At 67.1% G+C, this 14,501-nt stretch carries 13 protein-coding genes; 3 read left to right on the top strand and 10 right to left on the bottom strand.

Translation table 11 applies throughout. From position 1 onward, the window contains the following. Window positions 1-96 precede the first annotated feature (96 nt). Window positions 97-387 carry a DUF1488 domain-containing protein gene (locus LGN19_RS07765; protein ID WP_039366385.1) on the top strand — a complete coding sequence of 97 codons (291 nt, stop codon included), beginning with the start codon at window positions 97-99 and terminating at the stop codon, window positions 385-387. Between the two features lie 229 nt (window positions 388-616). Next, window positions 617-2,569, top strand: a complete 1,953-nt coding sequence (locus tag LGN19_RS07760; protein WP_226213826.1) for a tetratricopeptide repeat protein — start codon at window positions 617-619, stop codon at window positions 2,567-2,569. 90 nt (window positions 2,570-2,659) lie between these two features. Here LGN19_RS07760 and LGN19_RS07755 read toward each other — a convergent pair whose 3' ends face one another. After that, complete coding sequence (locus tag LGN19_RS07755; RefSeq protein WP_122947750.1) at window positions 2,660-3,961, bottom strand: NCS2 family permease; 1,302 nt, start codon at window positions 3,959-3,961, stop codon at window positions 2,660-2,662. A gap of 790 nt (window positions 3,962-4,751) precedes the next feature. Between LGN19_RS07755 and LGN19_RS07750 the strand changes: the two genes are divergently transcribed. Beyond that, on the top strand, window positions 4,752-5,030 hold the full coding sequence (locus tag LGN19_RS07750) for a hypothetical protein (RefSeq protein ID WP_226213825.1): 279 nt from the start codon (window positions 4,752-4,754) through the stop codon (window positions 5,028-5,030). 160 nt (window positions 5,031-5,190) lie between these two features. Here LGN19_RS07750 and LGN19_RS07745 read toward each other — a convergent pair whose 3' ends face one another. From LGN19_RS07745 to LGN19_RS07705, 9 genes are all read right to left on the bottom strand, one after another. Next, the gene (locus LGN19_RS07745) at window positions 5,191-5,565 is read right to left on the bottom strand and encodes a DUF2917 domain-containing protein (protein ID WP_175220030.1); all 375 of its coding nucleotides are present in this window, start codon (window positions 5,563-5,565) and stop codon (window positions 5,191-5,193) included. Between the two features lie 326 nt (window positions 5,566-5,891). Continuing rightward, on the bottom strand, window positions 5,892-6,269 hold the full coding sequence (locus LGN19_RS07740; protein WP_122949588.1) for a DUF2917 domain-containing protein: 378 nt from the start codon (window positions 6,267-6,269) through the stop codon (window positions 5,892-5,894). 251 nt (window positions 6,270-6,520) lie between these two features. Then, window positions 6,521-6,808, bottom strand: coding sequence for a hypothetical protein (locus tag LGN19_RS07735; protein ID WP_011354315.1), 288 nt, complete (start codon window positions 6,806-6,808; stop codon window positions 6,521-6,523). A 78-nt stretch (window positions 6,809-6,886) separates the two neighbouring features. Next, window positions 6,887-7,792, bottom strand: coding sequence for a metal-dependent hydrolase (locus LGN19_RS07730; RefSeq protein ID WP_122947749.1), 906 nt, complete (start codon window positions 7,790-7,792; stop codon window positions 6,887-6,889). Between the two features lie 30 nt (window positions 7,793-7,822). Continuing rightward, on the bottom strand, window positions 7,823-9,610 hold the full coding sequence (locus LGN19_RS07725) for an SDR family oxidoreductase (RefSeq protein WP_226213824.1): 1,788 nt from the start codon (window positions 9,608-9,610) through the stop codon (window positions 7,823-7,825). Window positions 9,611-9,655: 45 nt separating this feature from the next. Continuing rightward, window positions 9,656-10,555, bottom strand: a complete 900-nt coding sequence (locus LGN19_RS07720) for a M24 family metallopeptidase (RefSeq protein WP_043180198.1) — start codon at window positions 10,553-10,555, stop codon at window positions 9,656-9,658. Between the two features lie 204 nt (window positions 10,556-10,759). Further along, window positions 10,760-11,911, bottom strand: a complete 1,152-nt coding sequence (locus LGN19_RS07715; RefSeq protein ID WP_174955938.1) for a PDDEXK nuclease domain-containing protein — start codon at window positions 11,909-11,911, stop codon at window positions 10,760-10,762. Window positions 11,912-12,125: 214 nt separating this feature from the next. After that, on the bottom strand, window positions 12,126-12,899 hold the full coding sequence (locus LGN19_RS07710) for a slipin family protein (RefSeq protein ID WP_226213822.1): 774 nt from the start codon (window positions 12,897-12,899) through the stop codon (window positions 12,126-12,128). Then, window positions 12,896-14,461: an NfeD family protein gene (locus tag LGN19_RS07705; RefSeq protein WP_226213821.1), complete on the bottom strand. Its 1,566-nt coding sequence runs from the start codon at window positions 14,459-14,461 to the stop codon at window positions 12,896-12,898. Before LGN19_RS07705 ends, LGN19_RS07710 begins: the two co-directional genes overlap by 4 nt. Window positions 14,462-14,501: the final 40 nt, after the last annotated feature.

The following is a 14,501-nucleotide window of genomic DNA, read 5'->3' as shown; positions in this document are numbered from 1 at the left end:
GGCCGTGCCTCCGTCGGCGAGCCCGCGTACATTTCGTCCGGCCGGTAGCGGACGACGGACGCGGTCATTCGTTTTCTACCGGTCGAGGCGGCTCCCATGCAGATTCATTTCACGAACGAGAAGCCCGAATATTCGGGGCGCGACCTGATGCTTGCGTTCACGGCGTTGGTCAATGGCGAGCGCGTTCAATGTCAGATCACCGCCGAGGCGCTGGAAGATCACTTCGGCGCGGCGTCGCCGCGCTTCGAGGACATGGTCGGCGCATTCGACCAGCACCGCGATCGTATCGAGGCGGCCGCACGGCGCCTGCTGTCGGAGACGCGCGCGCAATGCGTGACGCTGCGCAGCGGCTACGTACGCTTCTACGAGGCCAACTGGCGCGGATGACACGACGCTCGTCTTGCAGCGCGCGGCGCTGAACGCTGCGCACGCGAAGACGTTGCCTTTCACGCAATGCCGTTCGGCGGGCCGGGCGGCATTTTCGTATGCGGGCCGCACCGGATTGCTGCTGCACCGGCGCGGCTGCTAGTGTGCCGACACGAACCGGCGTCTCGATTCGTCAGGATCGCAGAGAAAATCATTCGAATACCAACACAATAAAAAGAGGGCACCGCACGTGGATACTCGTTCGGGATGGGGGAAGGCGCGCCGCCTGCTGGCAGGCGCATGGTTGCTTGCAGCCGGCATGTCGATGGCTGATGCGGCGGTTCGATCGGATGACGATGCGATCGGCCAGAGCGCGCCAGGTGAGGTCAACATTGTCGCGGGCGACGTCACGACCGGCGGCATCGTCGTGGCACCGGGTCGCGTTGCGACGCCGTGTCATCGGCTCGCAGGCCGGCCGGCATTCGACATCGCATCGGCCGATGGCCGCCGTCGTCCCGCGCGTCTCGTCGCGGGCAACCAGGATCGGGACATCTGCATCGTCGAAGCGACGGATCTCGACGTCGCCGCCGTGCCGTTGACGGCGCGAAGTCCGGAATCGGCCACGACCGCCTATCTGGCGGGCGCGCGATTCGGCCGTCATGATCCCGTTGCGCTGCGCGTGTGCTGCCATGCCTGGGCGGCGGACGGCGGCATCCATTCCGGTGTGCTCGCGTCGGCGATTCCGGCGCCGCCGCCCGAACCAGGGGCCGGCGTCTACGACGAGCAGGGCAATCTGATCGGCATGGTGGGCGCCCGCGCGGACAACGCCGCGTCGCTCTACATGGTGCTGCCGGTCGAGTGGATTGCGACCGTGGCGGCGCGGATGCCGGCCGTCGACCTGCCGCTCGAAGCGACCGCCTGGATGAGCCAGGCGCGCGCATACGCGGTCGCGAACGATGTCGACGGACTGATTCGCCATGACCTTGCATGGACGGCAGCGCGACCGCAAAGCGCCTGGGCGTGGAACAACCTCGGCAATGCCTATCGTACGAGCCGGCTACCCGATCGCGGCGCGCTCAGCCTGGCCGCCTATCTACGTTCGGTCGAAAGCGATCCGTCATACGCATTTGGATGGACTTCGCTCGGCAACACCTATGCCGAGCTGGGGCAGATGGATCGCGCACTCGACGCGTTTCATGCCGGCATGCGTGCCGATCCGTCGGACGCGATGCTGCCGATGAATCTCGGCATCGCGTATTTGCGGCGCGGCGACAAGGCCGATGCGCGACCGTTGTTCGAACGGGGCGTACATGCGCTGTCCGGTTCGCGCCAGGCCGATGCGTGGAGTCTGCTGGCTTCGACGCAGCCGGATGCGCAGGCCACCATCGGCGTGCTGCACGACGGGTTGAAGGCCTTTCCCGACGATGCGCGGCTTTGGTACGCACTCGGCCGTGCGCAATACGATCTCGGCCACCTGGCGGACGCGATCGCCAGTTACCAGCACGCGCTGAGCGCGCAGAAGGGCGGCGATCCCGCCGCGACCGCGCTCATCCAGGGCGCGCTAACCCAGGCATATGCGCTGCAAGGCCAGTCCGGCAACGCGTCCAGTGCGATGCACAGTGCGGTTGAAGCGGCGCCGGACAATGCCGAATACTGGTTGCGGCTCGGCGCGCTGTACATGACGCAGTCGAACTACGTCGATGCATTGAGCGCGCTCGACCGATCCATCAAGCTGAACGACGGCGACGCGAGGGCATGGCGGATGCACGGCGTGACGCTGGCGCAACTGGGCCAGCATGCGCAGGCCGTCGCGTCGTTCCGGCGCGCGGTTGCGCTGGACGAATCGCTGGCGGCCGGGTGGGTGGTGCTCGCGGGCGAGCTGAACCAGGTCGGGCAGCCCGACGAAGCGTCGGCCGCGGCTGCGCATGCATTGAAACTTGATCCATCGAACCGGTTGGCGCGGGAGGCGATGGGCATCGCGGCGATTCGCGGCAAGCGGCCCGACGCGGCGGTCGGGATCTTCGAGGAATTGAATCGCACGTATCCCGGCGACGCGCAAGTCATTGCCAACCTGGCGGTCGCTTATCGCCGCACCGGGCGGGTCGATGACGCGGTGCAGTTGTATCGCCGCGTCAAGACGCTCGATCCGACGCTGGCGCAGCGGCTGTACGACGAGGAGCTCAAGGGCGTCGCGACACCGTAGTCCGCGCGGACAAGGCGGCATGTCACGCACAGCAAAAACGCCACCCGAAGGTGGCGTTTTTTCATCGTGCATCGCGCCGAAGCGCCACCGTCATTCGCTGCCGAGATAGAAGAAGCGGAACAGGAACACGGCCGCGATGACCCACACGATCGGCTTGACCGTGCGGGCCTGGCCCGTCAGCAGCTTGAGGCCGCCATAAGCGATGAAGCCGAACGCAACACCGTTCGCGATCGAGTACGTGAACGGCATCAGCAGCGCGGTCAGCGCGGCCGGCACGGCTTCCGTTGCGTCGTCCCACGGTACGTCGACCATCTCGCGCAGCATCAGGCACGACACGTACAGCAGTGCCGGTGCCGTGGCGTATGCCGGCACGACGCCGGCGAGCGGCGCGATGAACAGGCAGGCGAGGAACAGCACCGCGACGGTGATGGCCGTCACGCCCGTGCGGCCGCCGGCCTGCACGCCCGATGCGCTTTCGATATACGCGGTGGTCGACGACGTGCCGAGCACCGAGCCTGCGACGATCGCCGTGCTGTCGGCGAGCAGCGCCTTGTTCAGCCGGTTCATCTTGCCTTCGACGAGCAGGCCCGCGCGGTTCGCGACGCCCATCAGCGTGCCCGTCGCGTCGAACAGCTCGACGAGGAAGAACACGAGGATCACGTTGATGATGCCGGTCGACAGCGCGGCGCCGATGTCGAGCTTGAACAGCGTCGCGTCGATCGACGGGGGCGCGGAGAACACGCCGTGGAACTGGTTGTCGCCGAAGAAGAACGACAGGACCGTGACGCCGATGATGCCGATCAGGATCGCGCCGCGCACGCGCAGGTGGTCGAGTGTGACGATCGTGAAGAAGCCGATGATCGCGAGGATCGTGTCGTGCTTGTGCAGGTCGCCCAGCGTGACGAGCGTGGCCGGGTTGCCGACGATCACGCCCGACGTCTTCAGCGAGATGATGCCGAGGAACAGGCCGATACCCGCGGTGATCGAGATCCGCAACGATTTCGGAATGCCGTTGACGATCGCCTCGCGCACGCGGAACAGCGTGACGAGCAGGAACAGGCAGCCGGAAATGAACACCGCGCCGAGCGCGGCCTGCCACGGGAAGCCCATTCCCTTGACGACCGTGTACGCGAAATACGCGTTCAGGCCCATGCCGGGTGCGCACGCGATCGGGTAGTTCGCGTACAGCCCCATGATGAGCGATGCCAGTGCCGCGACGAGGCAGGTCGCGACGAACACGGATTCCTTCGGCATGCCGGCATCGCCGAGGATCGCGGGGTTGACGAAGATGATGTAGGCCATCGTCAGGAACGTGGTGACGCCCGCGAGTATTTCGGTGCGGAAGTCGGTGCCGGCTTCAGCGAAGCCGAAATACCGCTTGATGGATTCCATGAAGGCGTTTCTCCGGTCGGGTTGTCGTGTTGCTTGTTGTGCCGAATTGTTGTAAAGGCAGCGCGCGGCCGGCTTACTGTACCCAGCCACTATTGCCCGGCTATCGGCGGATTGTAATAGCGCGGATAGCTCGGACGATATAGTTGGAGGGCACGATCGCACGATCGATGGGCTGCCTGCGCGCGAACGGTCTGGCAGCCCGGCCGCGCGGCGAAGGCGCGCATTTTACCGGTTCGGGCGGAGCGAACCGGAAGAAATGGCGGAAACGGGAGCGGGACACGCGAACGAGGCCGGCCGATGCGTGCGCAACGGCATGCAACACGGCACGCACGGCGGATCGCGCGTGGCGGTTGCGGGATGACATCCAACTGAAACGGAGCGCCCGCATGCTGCACGAATGCGGGGTGGGCGGCGCGTGCGCGCAAACGCACCTGCGCGGCCGGTGCGGATGCCCGGCAGCGGCGTGCAGCGGCCATTCGTCAGTCCAAGCGGTTGCAGATATCGGGCTATCGTGCGCCGAAGCCGTCCCGCCCGCAACTGTCATTTTTCGATGCGGGGGCGACTGTGGTTTCTGTGTAAAAGATTGCAAGACCCCATCGCGTAAACCGGCAAGTCTTTCTAGGATAGATACACCGCGCATGCACACGCCGGCCGGTAATTGCCGACGCGGGGGAGTCGCAGTCCGTGCAGGCCGGGCGGTGAAGTGCGGTCAAGGCCGTTGCGCGTTCGGGCAGGCACGGCCGATTGCGATTGCCCGATGCGGGTTCGTCCGTAAATCACGGAGGTCAGCATGTTGAACTGGATCAGCCGTTGGGCGATGCGACACGCCCCCACGCCGGAAAAAACCGCTGCGTCGATGCTCGTGACGGCGCGCATGGAACTGTTCTCTGCCGAACAGCGCGTCATCGACGCGAAATTACAAGCGGATTACTGGCGCGCACGTGTGTCATTCCTCGAGGAGGTGCAGAAGCAGGGCATCGATCCGTGGGTGACCTCGCAGGCAGCGCTACGCCCCGACCTTGATTCCACTCCCCGAAGCACGGGCCCGCGTCTCGCCGCCAGCACCTGATGCCCCTGTTGCATCCCGTCGCTGCGCACGGCGCGCGATCGCGCGCGGCACGCACCGGCGTGCCGCGTCATTCGATGCGCACCTGCGGCGCGTTACGCCGCAGGTGCGTCCGTTTCCGGTCGCGACCGTTTCACGTCTCGCGCGCCTGACGGCGCGTCGCTCATCCGCTCCTTCTCCCTGCCCCGAAGAGCAAACGTTGCACGAGTGCGAGCGTGCGCTTGAAGCGTTCGCCGCGCCGCACGTACGCGGTCGTGATCGTCGCTTCGACCGACCGATCGGCATCGGTGCCGAGCCAGATGCGCTCGCCGCGTGCGATGCGCAACACGTCACCGGGCTGCACGCGGCAATCGTCGACGTTCGGCGGGCGCGTGACCCACAGCGCCGCGCCATACACGCGGAGTTCCGCGTCCTGCGGCGCGCGCCATGTCAGCGTCGCGTGCGGCGCGATCGCGAAGCGGATCACGACAGTCGGTAACGCGATCGTGCCGGCGCGGCACCGATCGGGACGGTCAAACAACGGGCTTGCCTGGTCCATCGTCTTCTCCATTCAGTGAGCCGGACGGATGACGCGCACCAGAACAAAAAGGCCTCATCCGTTTCCGGTGAGGCCTTGTGTGACATGCGGTACTGCTCGATTGCTAACGCACACGCGCCTCCCGTGAACCATTCTTTCGAAGGTTCATCGATCGATGAATCGCGACGGCGACGAGCGTGTACGTAGGCATGCGAACGAGTTTGTCTGCGTGGAACGGCGTTGTCAACGACAATTTTCGGGATAGGCGAGCGTGATACCTCGACGTGCGCGCGCGGAATTTCGTGGCGCCGCTGCGTACCCGTATGCAGTGCGCAGCGGCGCTTTCGTCAAGATCGACTTCGACATCGCTCGCGCAGCACGCTGCGTATTCGCACGAGCGCACGCGCCAGCCACGCGCCGCGTGTCATCGCGTACGCGGTCGTGATCGATGCTTCGGCCGGACGGTCGTCGTCGGTGCTCATCCAGATGCGATCGCCGCGCTGCACGCGCAGCACGTCGCCGGTGCGTATCCAGTAATCGTCGACGCTGCCCAGCCGCGTGACCCACAGCGTCGCGTCGTGCACGCGGATCTCGGCGTCGTGTTGCGCGCGCCATGTCAGCGTCTTGCGCGGCGCGACCGTGAATTGCATCACGACCCGCGGCAATGCAATCGCATCGCGGCGGCACCGATCGGGGCAGACAACCAGCCGGCTTGCTTGGTCCATCGTCATCTCCATCCGTTGAGCCGGGCGGGATGACGCGCACCAAAACAAAAAGGCCTCATCCGTTTCCGGCGAGGCCTTGTGACATGCGCAACTGAATCTCGATGCTAACGCACAAGCGCCCCCGGTGATCGCCACGTATGGGCGTTCACTGGTGTTTTATGCGCGATGGCGGCGGGCTTGAGCGTAGGCATGCGAACGAGTGTGTCGTCGCCGCACGGCAATGTCAACGGAAATTTCGAGATACGTGGCGGTCACGCGTCGCGTTGCGCGAGCCCGTTCACGAGCAGCTCGGACAGCAGGCCCGTCATCCCTTCCGGGTGCGTGGCCGCACGTGCCTTCAGCTGTTCGACGAGATCGGCGTTCAGCTTGCAGGCGAACGGCACGAGGCCCTGTTCCTGGTCGAGCTTGCGCTGCGCGCGGCGGTCGAGCTTGGCTGCGTCGTCGGCACCCTTGCCGAAACGCGCAGAGCTGGATTGCTTCAGCGCGTGCGTCAGCTTGAGCGCCTTGTTCTTTTCGAGATCGGTTTTCTTCATGGCCATCGCGGCACCTCCGGGAAATGAAGCCGCGATTGTACGCATTTCGGCGGGCGCCGCCCGCCGAACCGGCAGGAAACCCGGTCAGGCGCCCTTCGCCGTGCCCCAGTTGCCGCCGTGCGCGGCCGCCTGCGCGGCCGGCGAGCGGGCGAGGTAGGCGAGCGCCTGTTCGGTCGAGCCTTCGTGGTGCGGCGTATAGCCCGGCTTGAAATAGCGCAGCGCCGCGCCGATCACCTTCCAGAACGACGGCAGGTGCCCGCGCCGCGAGCCGTGCCACCACGCGCGCACGAAGCCCGGGTAGCGGCCGGCGTCCGGGTCGCGCCGGTACATGAACTTCGCACCCGTCGTGATGTAGTAGAGCAGCAGCAGGATCACGAACGCCATGTGCACGCAGCGTTCCGGATAGGTGCCGCCCATGTGCCGGTAGATGTCGAACGCGACCGTGCGATGCTCGACTTCCTCCGCGCCGTGCCAGCGCAGCAGGTCGACCATCGTCGGGTCGGCTTTCCCTTCGTCGAGCCCGTGCGCGTTGAGCACCCAGTTGCCGAGATAGCCGAAGAAATGCTCGAGCGACGCGATCACCGCGAGCTGCTGCCGCAGCCAGAACCGCGTGTGGCCGATCTTCAGCCCGAGCGGCTGTTCGCCGAGCACGCGCGTGAACAGGCGGTTGAGCTTCTGCGTGAACGGCTTCGTGTCGATCCCGTGCCGGTCGTAGTAGTGCTTGAGCACGCCGCCGTGCGAGCGCGAATGCACGGCTTCCTGCCGCAGGAAGCCTTCGGCCTCGTCGCGCAGGCGCGCATCGGTGATCAGCGGCAATGCCTTGTTGTAGACGCGGCAGAACCACAGCTCGCCTTCCGGGAACAGCAGGTTCAGCGTGTTGATGATGTGCGTGCTGGCCGGATCGTTCGGCACCCAGGTAATCGGGGTGTCGCTGAAGTCGAACTTCACGTGCCGGGCCTTGATCTTGTGATAGTCGGCGGTATCGGTCATCTTTGTCTCCCTGTGCGGCGTCGTGCGCCGTCAATGCGATGCCATGCTGACGCGGGCGATCATCCGGCCGAGCCACGGCATGAAGCGGCCGACGAAGCGCATCGCGTGCGCCTCGCCGCCGACCGCGACGACGGGGCGATTGCGCAGCACGCCGTCGACCATCGCCTGTGCGACGGTCTCGGGCTTCAGGCCGCGCATCTGGTACAGCTTGGTCGCGCGCTTGCGCAGCCGCGCTTCGTCCTGCGCGTTGGCGCCCGCGTATTGCGTCGACGCCATGATTCCGGTTTCCGCGAAGCCGGGGCACACGGCCGTTACGCCGATGCCTTGCTCCGCGAGTTCCGCGCGCATGCATTCGCTGAGCATCAGCACGGCGGCCTTCGTGGTTGCATACGCGGGCAGGTCGCGCGACGGCCCGAACGCGGCGGCCGACGCGGTGTTGACGATGTGCCCGCCGGTGCCGCGCGCGGCCATCTGCTGCGCGAACAGCCGCGAGCCGTGGATCACGCCCCACAGGTTCACGTGCAGGATGCGCTCCCAGTGCCGCGTGCTGGTGTCGAGGATGCCGCCGGCCATGCCGATCCCGGCGTTGTTGATCACGACGTCCGCGCCGCCGAGTTCGCTGCCGACCCACGTCGCGAGCGCTTCCATGTCGTCGGCGGACCCGACGTCGACGCGTTTCGCATGGGCCTGCGCACCGGTCAGCCCGATCAGCAGCGCGGTGCGTTCGGCGCTCGCGAGATCGATGTCGCACGCAACGATCGTCGCGCCTTCGCGGGCGAACGCGAGCGCCGCGCAGCGGCCGATGCCGCTGCCCGCGCCGGTTACCACCGCTACCTTGCCGCTGAAACGGCCGCTCGTTGCGCGGCGGCGCGCGTTCGCGAGCGCGGGCGGTTCGTTGCCCGCTTCGACCGCGTCGATCAGTTGCCCGGCGAGATCGGCGAAGCGCGCCGGATCGGCGAGCGGCAGCCAGTGGCCGGCCGCGACTTCGCGGCGGTAGTACTGCGGCACCCAGCGCGACAGGTTCTCGGACAGCGCGGGGCTCACGTATTTGTCGCCGAGCGGCACGATCGTCTGCACCGGCGCATGCGCGTAGCGTTCGCGCGGCGCGAACAGGCAGCGGATGAAGTTCGCGCGGTAGAGGCGCACGCCGCGCGCGCCGTCGTCGGCCTGCGTCGGGCGCGGTGCGGCGGGCGTCTTCTCGAGCCGGCGCAGCAGGCGCGGCCATGCGCGGCCGAGCCACAGCCGCCAGCCGAGCTCGGGGATGAACGGCAGGTGGAACAGGTACACATACCACGAGCGCACGAGCTGGCCGCCGAGCTTCGCGAGCGACGCGGGCGTCGGGCGCAGCACGCGTTCGCGCAGCCAGAAGCCGACGTGGTCGAGGCACGGCCCCGAGCACGACGTGTATGACGCGATGCGGCCGGCGAGGCGCGGATCGGTGACGAATTCCCAGCCCTGGATCGAGCCCCAGTCGTGCGCGATCAGGTGGACGGCGCGGCCGGGGCAGAGCGCGTCGATCACCGCGACGAAATCGTCGGTCAGCTTCGCGAGGTGGTAGTCGGCCGTGCGCTTCGGCACGCCGGACAGGCCCGCGCCGCGCACGTCGTACGCGATCACGTAGTGCTTGCGCGCGAGCAGCGGCGCGACGTGCTGCCAGACGTTGCTGTCGTCGGGATAGCCGTGCACGAGCACGACCGGCGAGCGGGCCGGGTCGCCCCAGGTCTTGACCGCGAGCGTCAGGTCGCCGGAGGCGACCGCCGTTTCGCTATGAACCGATTCGAACAGGGCCAGCGGCGCTTCGTCGGAAAGAGGCTGCATCGTGAGTCCGTCGTTCAGGGATTCGGGAGGAGGGGCGCGTTTTCTTCAGGCGGCGGCCGGCACGGTCGCGACGGCCTGCGTCCGCTCGGCCTGGCGGCGCTGCCAGCGGCGCACGTGCGGCAGGTCTTCGTCGAGCCAGTACGCGTCGTCTTCGGTGATGACCAGCAGCTCTTCGAATTTCGCGCCGACGCCAGAGAAGCCGAGATGCGGCTCGACGGCCCACAGGCCGGGCACCGGTGCATGCTCGGAGCGACGGTCGATCGACCACAGCGGCGACCAGCCTTGCTGTTTCGCCGCGCGGCCCTGGTCGAGCAGCAGGTTGCGCGTCGCATTCAGCCCGAAGCGCGCGACGAAACGCGGCTTCGACAGCTTGTGGATCTTCGCGACGCGGTGCGCGAGCACCTTGAACGGATAGGCCTTGTGGCGCGGCTCGACGCCCTGGCGGCGGCACAGCGCGTCGACCTCCTGCGCGACTTCGGCCATCGAGCGACGCTCCTTCACGAGCCGCACGATCATGTCGCGATGGTCCATCAGGTCGTCCTGCAGCTGTTCGAGGATCGGGTTGTGGCCGAGGCAGTGCGCGTAGCCGACGTCGGCGACGATGCCGTCGAGCACCGGCGCGACGTCGAGGATCACCGGCATGTCGGTCTCGAGCTGCCGGTTGCTCGGGAAGAACGCGAGATTGAAGCCGCCCATGTGCTTGAGGCCCGAGAAGCCCTCGAATGCGGTGCGGTCGCCGAACCACGCGAACGGCTTGTGCAGCCAGTCGTGCACGCCGTTGTCCTGCAGCCATTCGGTCAGCAGGCGCGCGGCTTCCTTCTCGGTGATGCCGGGGTAGAGCATCGCGCCGACGGTTTCGACGCAGCGGTACGCCAGTTGCTGGACCGCGCGGAATTGCGGCAGCTCGTCGAGGTGGACTTCCGGCAGCGGATGGTGGTCGGCCATGATGCGTCTCCAAAGGGGCGCTGATCCGGAATGCGTCCGCCGGCGTCACCGTCGCGGGTTATTCAGTCAGCATTTAATGTGTCATTGTGCGATGTAATGATCATAGGCGGTTCCGGATGCCGGGGAGTGAGGATTTGTCCTAATGGAAGGGGATAACCGAGAAAGGGCTCTAGATGGCGCCGCTGCAGCGCCGTTCGCTGCGGTCTAGCGCTCAGGGCGATCGGGGGTGGGCTTGCGCGGTCGTTGCGCCTCCCATTCCCGACGTGTTTTCGCCAGCTCTTCGGCCAGGACTGCTTCGTCTGGAAGCAGCATGTGATATTCGGCCGCGAGGACCTTGTTGGGCAGGCCGTCGAGTGCGTATCGCGCGATCGCGGCGTTGGTACGGGCGCACAGGATCAGCCCCACTGGCGGGTTTTCGTCCTCGAGCGTCCAGTGTTCTTTCGCGTAGTTGCAATACATGTGCATTTGCCCGACGTCGGCATGCGTGAGTTCGGTCAGCTTGAGGTCGATGATGACGAGGCATCGGAGGCGGCGATGGAAGAAGAGCAGGTCGACCCGGAACCAGCTGTCGCCAATCCGCAGGCGCCGTTGCCGCCCGACGAACGCAAAATCTCGGCCGAGCTCGAGCAGGAAATCTTCGAGACGGTGGATCAGGGCTTCCTCGAGCTGTGTTTCCGAGTACGCGTCCTTCAAGTCTAGGAATTCGAGTACGTACGGATCCTTGATGGCGGCTTCCGGAGTCACGCCATCCTTGTCCGGTAGTGGCTCGGGGCCCTGTTCGCGCATCGCGCGCTTGTCAGTGGACATCAGGGTGCGCGCGTAGAACTGACTGCCGATCTGCCGGTCGAGCTGACGCACGCTCCAGCCGCCGCGCAATGCTTCCGTTTCGTAGAAACGCCGCTCTTCCGGTGAGCGAGTTCGCCGTATCAGGTGGACATAGTGTGTCCATGACAACGGAAAACGTTCAGCCAGTTGCGGTAGCGAAATCCGAGTTGTTGAATCGGATTTTTGAGGCTGGTCGGTACGCGGCAATTTCCGAATCGGTGACTCGGAAATCTCGATCGAGGGATAAGCGACGTAGAACAGCCGCATCAATTCGAGATTGTCGACGCCGAAGCCGCGGCCAAAGCGGTCGGTCAGGTCCTGCGCGAGGCGCCGCAGCAACGCCGTGCCGTAGGTCGCACGAGCTTCGCCGCGTTGTTCCGATTCGACGATGCGCTGTCCGATCCGCCAGTAAGTTGCCGTCATCAGTGTGTTGACGCTGCGTGCCGCCGCTTGTCGGCCTTGTTCCAGCAGCTTGACGAGGTCGTGCAGCGTTTCGCGGTAGATGGATTCGGAGGTAGGCGCTTCATGCATGTCGAGGGGCGCGTGCTCCGAATTTCAACGGCCGCTCGCCGTCGGTTCCCGCCGAGAGGGGGATGGACAGCTCGCCGGTTTGCGTTGGAAAACGGAAGACTGCGATGCGGATGGGGCCCTTATATATACGCGCATCGCATCGACAGTGGTGTCGTTTATCCCATTTGGCAGATGCCGCGACTGCCGGAAGCGGTGTGCCATTCGATCGGCCAGCTCACCCCTCCCGCTTCCCTCCCAACCGCTCCAGCAACGCCCCCAGCAGATCGACCGGCAGCGGAAACACGATCGTCGAGTTCTTGTCCGCCGCGATCGTCGTCAGCGTCTGCAGATAGCGCAGCTGCATCGCCTGCGGCTGCAGCGCGAGCCGTTGCGCGGCCTGCAGCAGCTTCTCCGACGCCTGCAGTTCGCCTTCCGCATGGATCACCTTCGCGCGCCGCTCGCGCTCGGCCTCGGCCTGCCGCGCGATCGCGCGGATCATCGTCTCGTTCAGGTCGACGTGCTTGATCTCCACCGTCGATACCTTGATCCCCCACGCATCGGTCTGCGCGTCGAGCGTCTTCTGGATGTCGGCGTTCAGCTGCTCGCGCTCGGCGAGCAGTGCGTCGAGTTCGTGCTTGCCGAGCACCGCGCGCAGCGTCGTCTGCGCGAGCTGGCTCGTCGCCTCGAAGAAGCGCGCCACCTGGATCACGGCCTTCTCCGGATCGACCACGCGGAAATACACGACCGCATTGACCTTTACCGACACGTTGTCGCGTGTGATCACGTCCTGCGCGGGCACGTCGAACACGACGGTACGCAGGTCGATCCGCACGACCTGCTGGACGATCGGGATGATCAGCACGAGCCCCGGCCCCTTGACCTTCCAGAAGCGGCCGAGCATGAACACCACGCCGCGCTCGTACTCGCGGAAGACGCGGATCGACGACGCGACGAGCACGACGGCAAAGACGATCAGGACGCTGCTGAAGCCGAACGTGTAACCGATCATGACGGTTCTCCTTGGTGTTGTTCTTGCCCCGGCATGTCGTAGAGCGGGGCGACGGTGAGCAGCAGCCCGTGGCGGCCGGTGACGCGCACGCGGCAGCCCGCGGCGAGCGGCGCACTGCTGGCCACGCGCCAGCGCTCGCCGCGCACGCGCGCCCAGCCGGCGGCGGACGGCGCGGCGCCGGCCGCACCGTGCGGCTGGTCGGCCAGCAGGCCGTCGTCGAGCACCTCGCCGATGCTGCCGACCATCGCCTCGGCACCCGTCACGACCGGGCGGCGCCGCGCGCGCAGCGCGACGCTCGACACACCCGCCACGAGCAGCCCGCCGCCGAGCGCGAGGCTCGCGATCACGGGCCACGGAATCCCGTAGCCGGGCACGTCGGTGTCGATCAGCATCAGCGCGCCGATCGTGAACGACACGATCCCGCCGAACCCGAGCACGCCGAAGGTCGGCAGGAACGCCTCGGCGACCAGGCAACCGAGACCGAGCAGCACGAGGCCGAGGCCCGCATAGCTGATCGGCAGCAACTGCATCGCGAACAGCCCGACCAGCAGGCAGATCGTGCCGACGACGCCCGGCAGCACGAAGCCAGGGTTCGCGAATTCGAAGAAGAGGCCGTAGATGCCGATCGTCAGCAGGATCAGCGCGACGTTCGGGTCGGCGATGATCGCCAGGAAGCGGCTGCGCCAGTCGGGCTCGAGCACGACGAGCGGCGCATGCGCGGTCGAGAGCCGCACGGTGCCGGCGGTGGTGGTCGCGGTGTGGCCGTCGAGCTGGCGAGCGAGGTCGGCCGGGTCCAGCGCGATCAGGTCGACCACATGCTGCGCGCGCGCCTCGTTTGCCGACAGGCTGACAGCTTCGCGCACCGCGCGCTCGCCCCAGGCGGCATTGCGCCCGCGCAGCTGCGCGAGGCCGCGGATATACGCGGAAGCGTCCTGCATCGCCTTGCGGATTTCGGTCGATTGCGTATCGGTCGGCAGCGCGGTCGCCGTGGCGGCCGCGTCGGACGCCCCTGACGCCCCCGGGGTGCCGGCCGGCGGCCGCGGTGCGGCGGGGTTCCCGCCCGGCGGCGTGGCGCCGCCGATACCGAACTGCACGGGCGACGCCGCGCCGAGATTGGTGCCGGGCGCCATCGCCGCGAAGTGGCTTGCATAGACGATGTAGGTGCCCGCGCTCGCGGCCCGCGCGCCGCCCGGCGCGACGAACGCGGCGACCGGCACGGGCGAGCCGAGGATGGCCTTGATGATCTGTCGCATCGACGTGTCGAGGCCGCCGGGCGTGTCGAGCTGCAGGATCGCGAGTGGCGCGTGCTGGCGTGCCGCGCGGTCGAGCGAGCGCACGATGAAATCGGCGCTGGCCGGGCCGATCGCGCCGTTGATCGGGATCACGACGACCGGGCGGGCGGCGGCGGGTGCTTCGGCGGGCGGCGGCGCGGCGACCGCGGCACACACGACGAGCAGCGCCGCGAACAGCGCGGCGCGCGCGACCCGCGCGGACAGCGGGTGACGAGGGTGGCCGCCGGGCGTGGCAGGCGCCGGCGACGGCCCGTGACGGTGAAAGTGCATCGAGACGTCCGGGCGGCGCGCGGCCGCGTGCCGTCCGGCT

Origin of the sequence: Burkholderia sp. AU30198, from assembly GCF_020419825.1 — a bacterium.
GTDB lineage: Bacteria > Pseudomonadota > Gammaproteobacteria > Burkholderiales > Burkholderiaceae > Burkholderia.
The sequence above is the reverse complement of the archived record's forward strand: the minus strand, read 5'-3'. Positions and strand labels throughout refer to the sequence as shown.

Bases quoted from the DNA above. Each gene is read 5' to 3' on its own strand.
- LGN19_RS07755 (WP_122947750.1), bottom strand. From the start codon at position 3,961: ATGGAATCCATCAAGCGGTATTTCGGCTTCGCTGAAGCCGGCACCGAC.
- LGN19_RS07720 (WP_043180198.1), bottom strand. From the start codon at position 10,555: ATGGCCGACCACCATCCGCTGCCGGAAGTCCACCTCGACGAGCTGCCG.
- LGN19_RS07745 (WP_175220030.1), bottom strand. From the start codon at position 5,565: ATGGACCAGGCAAGCCCGTTGTTTGACCGTCCCGATCGGTGCCGCGCC.
- LGN19_RS07710 (WP_226213822.1), bottom strand. From the start codon at position 12,899: ATGATCGGTTACACGTTCGGCTTCAGCAGCGTCCTGATCGTCTTTGCC.
- LGN19_RS07715 (WP_174955938.1), bottom strand. From the start codon at position 11,911: ATGCATGAAGCGCCTACCTCCGAATCCATCTACCGCGAAACGCTGCAC.
- LGN19_RS07730 (WP_122947749.1), bottom strand. From the start codon at position 7,792: ATGACCGATACCGCCGACTATCACAAGATCAAGGCCCGGCACGTGAAG.
- LGN19_RS07735 (WP_011354315.1), bottom strand. From the start codon at position 6,808: ATGGCCATGAAGAAAACCGATCTCGAAAAGAACAAGGCGCTCAAGCTG.
- LGN19_RS07705 (WP_226213821.1), bottom strand. From the start codon at position 14,461: ATGCACTTTCACCGTCACGGGCCGTCGCCGGCGCCTGCCACGCCCGGC.
- LGN19_RS07765 (WP_039366385.1), top strand. From the start codon at position 97: ATGCAGATTCATTTCACGAACGAGAAGCCCGAATATTCGGGGCGCGAC.
- LGN19_RS07740 (WP_122949588.1), bottom strand. From the start codon at position 6,269: ATGGACCAAGCAAGCCGGCTGGTTGTCTGCCCCGATCGGTGCCGCCGC.
- LGN19_RS07725 (WP_226213824.1), bottom strand. From the start codon at position 9,610: ATGCAGCCTCTTTCCGACGAAGCGCCGCTGGCCCTGTTCGAATCGGTT.
- LGN19_RS07750 (WP_226213825.1), top strand. From the start codon at position 4,752: ATGTTGAACTGGATCAGCCGTTGGGCGATGCGACACGCCCCCACGCCG.